Origin of the sequence: Vibrio sp. 10N.237.312.B06 (genome assembly GCF_041464685.1) — a bacterium.
In the GTDB taxonomy this organism is placed as follows: domain Bacteria; phylum Pseudomonadota; class Gammaproteobacteria; order Enterobacterales; family Vibrionaceae; genus Vibrio; species Vibrio tasmaniensis_A.
The window spans coordinates 36,983-47,254 of record NZ_JBFSPI010000036.1 but is presented as its reverse complement, the minus strand read 5'-3'; the positions used below and the strand labels follow the sequence as shown (position 1 = coordinate 47,254).

Annotated in this window: 9 protein-coding genes, 1 pseudogene and 1 riboswitch; of the genes and pseudogenes, 7 read left to right on the top strand and 3 right to left on the bottom strand. The window is 42.2% G+C overall.

Translation table 11 applies throughout. The features are described 5' to 3' along the window. Positions 1 to 1,513, bottom strand: a 1,513-nt coding sequence (locus tag AB6C75_RS11800; RefSeq protein WP_372107845.1) for an AAA family ATPase, incomplete at its 3' end; no start/stop codon positions are given. Positions 1,514 to 2,041: 528 nt separating this feature from the next. Here AB6C75_RS11800 and AB6C75_RS11795 point away from each other — a divergent pair. Next, positions 2,042 to 2,830 (top strand): pentapeptide repeat-containing protein, encoded by a 789-nt coding sequence (locus AB6C75_RS11795; RefSeq protein WP_372107844.1) that lies wholly within the window; start codon positions 2,042 to 2,044, stop codon positions 2,828 to 2,830. A gap of 344 nt (positions 2,831 to 3,174) precedes the next feature. Here the strand turns inward: AB6C75_RS11795 and AB6C75_RS11790 are convergent. Beyond that, positions 3,175 to 3,378: pseudogene (locus AB6C75_RS11790) on the bottom strand (transcriptional regulator); the annotation flags it as partial. A 307-nt stretch (positions 3,379 to 3,685) separates the two neighbouring features. Continuing rightward, positions 3,686 to 4,360 carry a glutathione S-transferase family protein gene (locus AB6C75_RS11785; RefSeq protein ID WP_372107843.1) on the bottom strand — a complete coding sequence of 225 codons (675 nt, stop codon included), beginning with the start codon at positions 4,358 to 4,360 and terminating at the stop codon, positions 3,686 to 3,688. Between the two features lie 484 nt (positions 4,361 to 4,844). Between AB6C75_RS11785 and AB6C75_RS11780 the strand changes: the two genes are divergently transcribed. From AB6C75_RS11780 to AB6C75_RS11755, 6 genes are all read left to right on the top strand, one after another. Next, a complete protein-coding gene (locus AB6C75_RS11780; RefSeq protein ID WP_017096383.1) occupies positions 4,845 to 5,942 on the top strand; it encodes a YdcF family protein in 1,098 nt (365 codons plus the stop codon). 130 nt (positions 5,943 to 6,072) lie between these two features. Continuing rightward, positions 6,073 to 6,324, top strand: coding sequence for a DUF2999 family protein (locus AB6C75_RS11775; protein WP_009844829.1), 252 nt, complete (start codon positions 6,073 to 6,075; stop codon positions 6,322 to 6,324). A 244-nt stretch (positions 6,325 to 6,568) separates the two neighbouring features. After that, positions 6,569 to 7,297: a helix-turn-helix domain-containing protein gene (locus AB6C75_RS11770; protein ID WP_372107842.1), complete on the top strand. Its 729-nt coding sequence runs from the start codon at positions 6,569 to 6,571 to the stop codon at positions 7,295 to 7,297. An 85-nt stretch (positions 7,298 to 7,382) separates the two neighbouring features. Continuing rightward, positions 7,383 to 8,300 (top strand): DMT family transporter, encoded by a 918-nt coding sequence (locus AB6C75_RS11765; RefSeq protein ID WP_108194558.1) that lies wholly within the window; start codon positions 7,383 to 7,385, stop codon positions 8,298 to 8,300. Positions 8,301 to 8,398: 98 nt separating this feature from the next. Beyond that, positions 8,399 to 8,510: riboswitch (TPP riboswitch) on the top strand. A gap of 95 nt (positions 8,511 to 8,605) precedes the next feature. Then, positions 8,606 to 9,499 (top strand): bifunctional hydroxymethylpyrimidine kinase/phosphomethylpyrimidine kinase, encoded by an 894-nt coding sequence (gene thiD / locus AB6C75_RS11760; RefSeq protein WP_372107841.1) that lies wholly within the window; start codon positions 8,606 to 8,608, stop codon positions 9,497 to 9,499. Further along, the gene (locus AB6C75_RS11755; RefSeq protein WP_372107840.1) at positions 9,489 to 10,247 is read left to right on the top strand and encodes an ABC transporter ATP-binding protein; all 759 of its coding nucleotides are present in this window, start codon (positions 9,489 to 9,491) and stop codon (positions 10,245 to 10,247) included. Before thiD ends, AB6C75_RS11755 begins: the two co-directional genes overlap by 11 nt. Positions 10,248 to 10,272: the final 25 nt, after the last annotated feature.

Below are 10,272 nucleotides of genomic sequence, written 5' to 3'. Positions count from 1 at the left end.
TAAAAAGGTGGTCGATTAAAAACGAAACTAGGGGGCACATCAGCCGAAATACGCACCAGGCTCCTGATGCCAATTGTTCTCTATACCACTCTTTTGCGATATCTCTATCACTTTTGATGTCTTCGATATCATGTCTTCTAAAACAAACTTGGTGGGAGTATCTTGCAACTTTTTCTTTCCATAATGGATGAACGTCAGGTAAACCATCGAGAAAATCGGCGAGCAGGCTCTCAGGATTTAACTCTCCAGGCAAGCAAAGGTAATTTTTTAATTTGCCTCTACCTTTTGGTAACTTTCCTCTTACATCCCCATCTAATATAATTATTGAATTTGGATGTGTAAAATTAGGCACCTTTTTTCGCCCTAGCTCTAAATAATTATTGCACCCTAAGCTAAGAGGTTCATAAGATAAATTGAACTTATTTCCTTTAAGTAAAGCTTTGGCAAACTGAATACATTCTTTATCTTCAGTGTAGATTGACAACTTTGAAACTTTTTCGGGTGGAGCATTACCTATGCTGACATTTAAATTATGTAGTATTTCTTCGAACGGGGGAGCTTCATCAATCAGTATCGTGTTATCTTCTTTTGTAAGATATACAGTATTGAATTGCTCGTTTCTTCCTCTAGCTTCTTTTAATTCAGAGAGTCTTTCAAGCATTTGTAGCGAATGAGTTGTAGCTATAACTTGTATTTTTTCTCTTTTACTAATGCTAGCTAGGAGGTCAAGTAATTGAACTTGTGAACCTGGATATAATGTAGCGTCGATTTCATCAATGGCCAGGATGCCACCTTCATATTGGTCTGGATGTTTTTGTTTTAGCCGTTTGAAGGATAAGATTGCTAGAAGAATCTTGCCTAAATTATCTTGGCCAGCTGAGTTAGATTGCCAATCATAATGTTCAGTAGATACGCCGAGTGTGTTTTTAGATGGTCCTTCTAGATAATCAATTGTTTCCAAGTTATCACGATTGATTAGAATTTTTTTATAGTGCTTCGTAAACCATCGTTGTTCTGCAGTTGTTAACTGGATATCTTTTTCTTGGATTTTACCAGCTTCAGCAATTGGTATAAGACGTTTTAAGCTTAGGTACAGAACTGGTAGTTGAATATAACCACTTCCTGATTCGCGAGTTCCTTTCTGCCAGAAGCGGATTGAGCGGGCAGTTCGAGGTATACTTTCTACAGTAAAACCACCTTGTTCACATATATCTTCATGTAAATCATGGTTGTGGAAATATAGAGTCCATTCATGAGTACCAGCTAAATCTCTTTCTGGAGATAGCTTAAATTTATCTGAAAACGATGAGCGGTAGGTACCGCCAATAAGTGGCTTTTCGTCTGAAAAAGGGTGATCTTTAGTTGGTATCGTAAACGTTTGGCTAAGAATACCTAATAGAGTACTTTTTTGGGTACCGTTCTGCCCAGCAATTAGTGTTACATAATCCCCTAAAGAGAATTGAACGTCTTTAAAACCACGAAATTTTTCAATATGAACTTTATTAATAATCATGCGAACCTAGCAAACTTCAACTCTGAAAGGCTAACTTATGCGATATAGCCCGATATGCTACGATTTTAACTGAAATATTATGCCATTAACATTCATGTACTTGATTGTTCGCACATTTTTGACGTAAATGATGAAAAAATCGCCTCTAAACTGGTAAAAAAAGGAGTTCATATCTGATACTTGTAACTGAATAGCATGAGGTGATCCTTTTTTTTGATTAATATTGAAATTATTTTTGAGCTTGGAGCCTACATCTTTACTTTTGCGAAAGATGGTACATTACTACTCATCCTTCTAAGGAAGAAGATAAGCTGTTTTGACCTGTAAATATTTCTGATGTTTTTCGGTATTATGTAATATTAGCAACTTTAGCTGGAACGATAATTTATGTTAGAGTTGTTGCTCACTTCCATTAATTGATAGGCTATTATGCGTGATTGTATAGTTAAAATTTTACACATACTAACAAAGACATCATTAAGAGTTGTATTACTGTTGTTTATCATTACCGGGTCGATAGTGTTCTCAATGACAGCATTTTGGCCTTATATATACAGTTTTATATCCCAGTATGAATCTTTTGGATTGTACGAAAAATCATTTTTTGAAAACTTGTTAGTTGAAGCTCATGGCTTGGTTTTTGATGTTTTTGTTTTGGGTTTAGTTTTCGCTTGGATAGACGGTCATCGCCAAAAAAGAGAGGCGATTGCAAGGAATCTCGAAGGGTTATGGGATTTAAGCTCTTTTGATGGTAAAAAGTATGTTAAACGTAAGATCAATATAATAAAAAGATTAAATGGTTTTGGCGTTAATAAAATAGATGTTACAGATTTAACGCTAAAAGACGAAGATTTGATAGGTTTTAGATTTATGAAATCAAACCTTTTTGGTCTTAGTTTTCGAGACTGTAGTATTTTTGATTTAAATATCCATGACTCGAAATTAAATTCATCCAACTTCAGTGGCTCTAATTTTAAAAATGCAAAGTTGTTAAATACCAATTTTAATAATTCCGAGTTTATTAATTCAGAATTAGTAGGGGCTGATTTTAGGGGTTCAGATCTTTTTCGAGTAAAGTTTTCAGGAGCAGAGCTAAGAGGGGCTGATTTTCGCAATAGTAACTTAAAAAATGCAGTCTTTGATAACGCAGATTTAAAACAAGCAAACATTAGAAAATGTGAAAATATTAGCGTGGAGGCTTTATCTAAAGCTAGGTGTCTCGACTATATCAAGGCAGATGAGTGGGTGCTTGTTGAGCTAAAAAAAATAAGGCTAGATATGAAATTTAGCAAAAATCCCAATAAGAGTGTGGATTAATTCTTAATGGATATATGAGTTATTTATAATTAGGAGGGAATCGAACACCTCTAGTGACATAGTCACATCCGAGGCAAGAGCCTCTCCAGCTAAACCAAGACGCAAACTACATGAAAACTATAGTAAATGCAATTGCTCGGATGTGGGAAATGTCTATGTGGTTGCATTTTTGAGTAATATTATACTAGATGCGAGGTTTGAAGGTTGGTTTAAGGAAGGCTGCCACGGGCAGCCTTTTTATGTTAAAGCCAAGTGATAGTACTACTCTTGCTGAGGGACAATAAGCTAGTTCAGTATCACTTACGTAATTAACCGCGAGTGATTGAAAAAAATGATTGCAACAACTAGCGCTTCTCCATCACTAACGCCACTCTACCCACAACCCTTACTTCATCTTCTTCGACTGTTAGAGTCGAGCCGTTAAAGCTGATCGCTAGTTTCTTACCTGGTAAACGCTGAATTTCGTTTAGTGAGAGTAGGCCGTCCATATCGACTAGGTACGTGCCGCTTACTGCTTGGTGAACTTCCTTATCGACAATGAATGTAGCTCCATCGTGCTCGGTGCACATCATATACAAACCACGCTTAGATTGACTAAAAGGCTCGTTTAAAGCCTATGAAGTATTTAATGATATGTAGAATATCATTATGATCTCATATCAAGTAGCTCTAAATCTGTATTTTATGAATTACAACAGTTACTTACGGTTTTTAGAATGCTTATTACACATACGAGGCGATTGAATCAGGATGGAAGTTTTTGAGTCTGGACGGATAGGACGGTTACTGATGAGTAATCAAGTTGCAGGAACGGCCCAGCAGATTACTACTGAGCCTTATCATTAGACTTTACTTCTACTTCGCATAATTCGAAGGAAACAGTGCTCGTTTCGCTTCTTCATCACGTTCGGTTTTAAATTCAACGTCTTTGCCGATTTCGCGAGCACGCAGTGCGGCAGGGCGGGCGTTGATTGCATCGAACCAGCGCTTTAAGTTCGGGTAAGGTGCTAGGCCTTCTTCACCAAGCACGAAAGGTGCTTTATCAACCCAACCCCATGCCGCGACATCGACGATGGTGTACTCATTTCCGACGAAAAACTCACGACCTTCCATATGTTTCTCTAACACTTCGTAGTGACGTTGCGCTTCGCGTAGATAACGATTTACCGCGTAATCTAAGCCTGCAGGTGCAGCATGACGGAAGTGTACCGATTGCCCAGAGTATGGACCAAGACCGCTTGCGATAAACATCATCCAAGATAACAGTTCAGCTCTGTCTTCTGGTTGACCAGTTAGCTTGCCTGTTTTCTCAGATAGGTACAGAAGGATGGCGTTGGAATCGAACACGCGTTGCCCATCGTCTTCAATGGCTGGTGTTTTACCGTTCGGGTTAATCAAACGATATTCCGGCGTGTGTTGCTCGCCTTTTAAGGTATCGACAGGAACAAGTTCAAAATCTAGGCCTGTCTCTTCCAAAAACAGAGCGATCTTCATTGGGTTTGGTGTTTGGTGAAAATAGAACTTAAGCATGGGGTAACTCCTTGTATTGGTCATTTATTAAAGCACCACTTGAACGATCGTTCAATGATTGATTTTTGAATTTTCTGTGAATTGACTGATTTGATATCACACTCTGTGCTTTTTGAACTTGGTTGAGCAAACGTGAATGAGCGTCGACTTGTAGAGAGATAGCGTTTTAAGTTGCTGAAATAATGAACATAAAATGCACATTTAAGTTTGATGTTGAGCTTCGAAACTTACGAATTTAGATGGAATAGGCGTGTGGGGGCGAAGTTAAATATTCCAAAGTCATCAAGGGAGTTCCTCATAACTCGAAGCTATCTGGATATTTGAGCTTACTCTGGCGCATAAAATCGTGATCTGCAGCCACACCTTATGCAACAAATGAATATTAACCTTGGAGAGTAAGGTTTGGTTCACGGTTTTTTAATCTTGGCGGCTTACATTGGTGAGCAAATCTGATGTGAAACACTTAACGACACAGGATCTTTCCATGAAAAAGAACATTATCGCCCTCGCTCTTGGTGGCATGCTCGCTTTTGGCGCAACACCTTACTCTTTTGCTGCTAACGATGGCGCTGTACAGGCTTCTGCAGATTACGCGCAGTTGGTGACTAAGCGACAAGTTGTCGACCAACTACTTCTTGATGCGTTGCAGGCGTTTAAGTCTCCAGCAAGAATTTCTCACGCGGGCTTCACGGCTAAAATGCCAAGCAACATGGAAATTGTGACTAACCGATTGTTAGAAGCGTACCAGCTAGAACCTTACCGTACTGATTTGTTGATTTCGGCGGCGAACGCTCAGATCTACAACAAGAACGCAGAACGCGCTATTGAGTTGTTTGAACAAGCACTGACGGTTGCGCCAGACGATGTCGACTTGCATGCGTATCTTGCGGTTTGGCAAAGATTTGAAGGCAATGAAAGTGAATCCAACAAGCACATGGATAAACTGGAAAGCCTGAATAAAGGCAAGGCAGAAGACATCAAACGTATTTTTGCAACGGTTGACCGCGTGTTAGAAACACCTCTTAAAGAGTCTGCAGATAAGGGACTGTTGAGCGATCACGGTGCCATCGTCACTTTGGGCTACGCGCTTAACCCTGATGGCTCTATGCATGAAATCTTGATTGAACGTCTTGAAACCACATTAGCAATGTCGAAAGCTAACCCAGACGCGATGATCGTGTTAACCGGCGGCGTACCTAAGAACCATAAGACAGAAGGCAAGTTAATGGCGGATTGGCTTATCTCAAAAGGGGTAAGCAAAGACCGCATCATTGAAGAGAACTACGCGACCAGCACGGTAGGCAATGCTTTATTTAGTAGCTATGCACTTGCTCGTCATGACATTAAACATGCGACCATTATTAGCTCGGCAAGCCATGTTCGTCGTGGTCAAACTCTGTTTGAAATTGCGAGCTGGCAGACGGGTCCTCAGGGCATTACCTTCGATACGGTCTCTTACCCAGATAAGCCGCTAGAAGATCTTAAGAAAGCGAGCAGTGGTGAGCTATTGGGCATCTACCGTGACGCACTAAGAACTTATGGCATGTGGAGCTACCGCTCTTACCCATTGGAATCTCGTTAAGCCCAAGCATTATTTGCGTTTGGGAAAAGCACAGTTCGTGTTAAACCAAAGCTTCACTTGCTAGTACAATCGAGCACAGCTAGATGGTATGCTGTGCTCCTACTTAATTTAGTGTTTCAAAGGCAAAAAAATGAACCCGATTTTAGCAATGTTGAAAGAGAACAATATTAGCGACGAGCAGATCAGCGAGATATTCAAGACGTTGACCGAGAACCCTCTTGCAGCAATGGCGACAATCAGCCAGCTTGGTTTACCACAAGATAAGCTTCAAATGCTGATGGGTCAGGTAATGCAAAACCCTGCGCTAATCAAAGAAGCAGTTGAAGAGCTTGGCCTAGATTTTTCTAAGGTTGAAGCGGCTAAAGAGCAACTTCAAAAATAAGTGAGTGTGATCTAGCGGTTGAGCTCATGAGCGATAGCTGGTTTGGCTAACGGTTCTTGGCAGCGCTAATTAGACTCTAATAAAAAGCCGTTTGAGCATTGTGATTGATGCTTGAGCGGCTTTTTTGATCGCCATTAGAATGGGTTAGGGTACTAACAAATGCCAACTCGATGTGACTCACTTGTTCAAATCATGTAGTTTCGTGTTTTAACTCGTTCTGAACCGATCTACTCCGGTGTTGCTCATGAAATCTAGCTTAAGCATTCGATCTTACACCAAGCAATTTAATACCCATGCTCATGATGATCATCATCAACTGGTATTGCCGATCCAAGGCAGTATCAATATCGAGATGGTGGGGTATGTCGGCAAAGTGGCCGTGGGCGAATGTGTGGTGATTCCAGTAACCACAGCGCATGCGTTTAAGGCGGATGAAGCCGCGCGGTTTATTGTCGCGGATATGGCAGAGTTACCGCAGCACTTGTTAGAACATGAGCTCTCGGTTTTCACGATAACGCCACCTTTAATGAGCTTCTTGCTGTTTGTTGAGAAGCAGTTGGAATATCAGGTCGATAGTGGTATTGAGTCATCAATCTTGGATGTGTTCTCACTGCTGTTAGAGCAACAACAAGTGAGTAAAAGTATCGACCCAAGAATCCGTGCGGTACAAAGGTTGATTGCGGATAACTATACCCAGCCGTTATCCATTTCACAACTTGCAGAAACGGCCTGTTTGAGTCCCACTCAATTCAAAAAACGCTTCAAAGAGTGCTTGGGTATCAGTGCGCTTAAATACATCACTCGATATCGCATGGAGAAAGCCCAAGCCTTGCTAACCCACACTGATTTACCGGTTCAGTTGATAGCCGAAAATGTGGGTTATAGTGATGTTTCTGCTTTCAGTCGTCGCTTCTTTCAGCACTTTGGAATGTCTCCAAGGGCGTTTCTAGGCTCAATGAAAGAGAGTCTTTAGAAACAACAATAGCGTCCTTTCGGCAAACTAACTTTTATCAATCTTCACTATTATCTATTTCAGAACTGAAAATTGGGTAATAGAAATGAATCTTGCCATCAATCGCGTTAACGAATTCCAAACGGGCACTTTAGCCATCTTGTTTGCTTCTATTTTATGGGGCACGACAGGCACCGCCGCAAGTTTTGCGCCTGACCTAAGCCCATTAGCAATTGGTGCTTTTTCTATGGGCGTCGGTGGCCTAATGCAAGCGGGCTTGGCGTATCGAAAAATCCTATTCGCTTTCGACAAACTTTTGCAGAACAAGAGGCTGTTGGCAGTGAGCGCTTTGGCTTTGGCGGTCTATCCTTTAGCTTTCTATTCTTCAATGAAATTATCAGGCGTGGCGATTGGTACCGTGGTTTCGATTGCAACCGCGCCTTTCTTTTCGGCATTGTTAGAGTGTCTGATTAGCAAAAAGAATAATATCAACAAACGTTGGCTCACTAGCTTTGCGATTGGTGTGGTGGGTATTGGGTTGTTGGTGTTTTCAGAATCTTCATCGACGAATGAGTCAGGTGATGATCTCAAGCTGTTGGGTATTGCTTTAGGTTTGCTCGCTGGGTTGTGTTACGCCATTTATTCTTGGGCGACAAAAGCACTGATAGACAAGGACATTGAGTCTCAAGCGGCGATGGGCAGTATTTTTGGCCTCGGCGCGATGCTGTTGCTGCCAACACTCTGGTTTACGGGGGAGAACCTGTTTTCCTCGCAGATTAACGTATTAGTCATCAGTTATCTGACGTTAATCCCACAATGCTTGGGCTATATCGCCTTCAGTTTTGGTTTACGCCATGTGACCGCGAGTAGTGCCAATCTACTGACTTTGTTTGAACCAGTAGTTGCAGCGGTGCTTGCCGTCTGCGTTGTCGGTGAGCTGATTCCTTTTATAGGTTGGCTAGGTATGTTTCTGATTGTGCTGTGCTTGTTGTTACAGTCGAAGCCATCTAAAGGAACGTTATAAGTATTTGTTTTGTCACGCCTAATTGAGATTTATTCATGCGTAATTCTTATAATTGAATAAAATCAGTATCTCAGTTGTGAGAGTGCTGTTACTATCGCTATCAATAGTCGGGGGGCATATACCTTATTTGGTGTTTGCTGAGATCGTTAGTCGAGACCCGTTGAACCTGATTCAGTTAACACTGGCGTAGGGAACTATAAGCACTCGATCTACGTCTGCACCCATGAAACTTTCATGAGCCTAATGCGACTTCTCCTTCGATCAGTGTTCGTTCTCCTACGTCTTGTAAGATAGTAGGAGCGACAATGACACACAGTTCTATTTCAAAAGATTTAACACCAAAAACCTCAGTTTCACAGCACTCTGCTGATGGTTCGATTCGAACGAACACTCCGATTGTATTGACGATCGCAGGCTCAGACAGTGGCGGCGGTGCGGGTATCCAAGCTGATATTAAAGCTATGTCTGCTACAGGTAGTTTCGCTTGTTCGGTAATTACCGCTATCACTTCCCAGAACACGCAAGGCGTTTCCGCCATTTTCCCTATTCCACTCGACCATGTTGCTAGCCAGTTAGATGCGGTTTTTACTGATCTGAATATCGTGGCAGTAAAAGTCGGCATGTTGGCTGATTCTCAAATCATCAAAGTCGTCGCGGACAAAATCAAACAATACCAACCTAAACACTTAGTGATTGACCCTGTAATGGTCGCGACAAGTGGTGACCTGCTGTTAGAAAACTCGGCTATCACGACGCTAAAGCAAGAACTGATTCCGCTGGCAGACATCATTACGCCTAATTTGCCTGAAGGCGCAGCATTAACAGGCAAGCCAGTACCTGAAAGCGAAGCCGAAATGCAGGGCATGATTGAAGATTTACGCGCACTAGGTGCTAAAGCCGTTCTTCTCAAAGGCGGTCATTTAGAGAAAGATGAAAACAGTAACGATCTACTGATTCTCCCGACGACGTCTGCATTGATTAGCGCGAAGCGTTTCCCGACTAAAAACACCCATGGCACAGGTTGTACGCTCTCTTCTGCCATTGCATCTTTCTTGGCTCAAGGCAACACGCTGTCAGAGGCTGTTGACCTAGGTAAACAATACATTTCGCGCGCGATTGCCCGTGCTGATGAGCTTCAAGTTGGTCAAGGTCATGGCCCGGTAAATCACTTTTTCGCTGGGCACGGTAATGTCCGTTAATACGGTTGGTGTTCAACTCAGCAATGCCTCCTTACGTTATAACGACAGTGAGCACGCGACCTTGTCGGGATTGTCTCTTAGCTTAAACGCAGGTAAGTGGACGGTATTACTGGGTCGAAGTGGCTGCGGAAAAACCACGGTATTGCGTTATCTGGCAGGCTTGCTGGACGACAAGGTGGAATGGCAGGGCACATTGGTAACCTCTGATGAACTGCCTTTAACGGATCGCATAGCATACATGGCGCAACAAGATTTGTTACTGCCGTGGTTGTCGGTTATCGACAATGTTTGCCTAAGTCATCGCTTTCAAAATCCAGTTTCTGATAAAGCACGGCAAACCAATCAAGCACTAGAGTTGTTAGCTGCGGTTGGTTTGGCTGATCACGCGGATGCTATGCCGGATCAATTGTCTGGAGGTATGCGTCAGCGAGTTGCTTTGGCTCGAACCTTAATGCAAGACAAGCCAGTCGTGTTGATGGACGAACCTTTCTCTGCGCTGGATGCGGTAACAAGACACAAACTACAGAGCTTAGCGCGTGAGCTGTTAAGAGACAAAACCGTTGTGTTGATCACCCATGATCCACAAGAAGCGGTGCGTTTGGCGGATAACTTGTATGTGTTGCAAGGCATACCTGCGAATGCTCAGTCTTTATCTGTGCCTCTCACATCAACACCACGAGTGTTAGACGGTGAATGCGCTGAGTTACAACAAGCGATCTTAGATCAGCTGGAGCGTGATTATGAATGATCTAACGCGAAGCGAAGCTACTGAT

Bases quoted from the DNA above. Each gene is read 5' to 3' on its own strand.
- AB6C75_RS11795 (WP_372107844.1), top strand. From the start codon at position 2,042: ATGACAGCATTTTGGCCTTATATATACAGTTTTATATCCCAGTATGAA.
- AB6C75_RS11785 (WP_372107843.1), bottom strand. From the start codon at position 4,360: ATGCTTAAGTTCTATTTTCACCAAACACCAAACCCAATGAAGATCGCT.
- AB6C75_RS11780 (WP_017096383.1), top strand. From the start codon at position 4,845: ATGAAAAAGAACATTATCGCCCTCGCTCTTGGTGGCATGCTCGCTTTT.
- AB6C75_RS11775 (WP_009844829.1), top strand. From the start codon at position 6,073: ATGAACCCGATTTTAGCAATGTTGAAAGAGAACAATATTAGCGACGAG.
- AB6C75_RS11770 (WP_372107842.1), top strand. From the start codon at position 6,569: ATGAAATCTAGCTTAAGCATTCGATCTTACACCAAGCAATTTAATACC.
- AB6C75_RS11765 (WP_108194558.1), top strand. From the start codon at position 7,383: ATGAATCTTGCCATCAATCGCGTTAACGAATTCCAAACGGGCACTTTA.
- thiD (WP_372107841.1), top strand. From the start codon at position 8,606: ATGACACACAGTTCTATTTCAAAAGATTTAACACCAAAAACCTCAGTT.
- AB6C75_RS11755 (WP_372107840.1), top strand. From the start codon at position 9,489: ATGTCCGTTAATACGGTTGGTGTTCAACTCAGCAATGCCTCCTTACGT.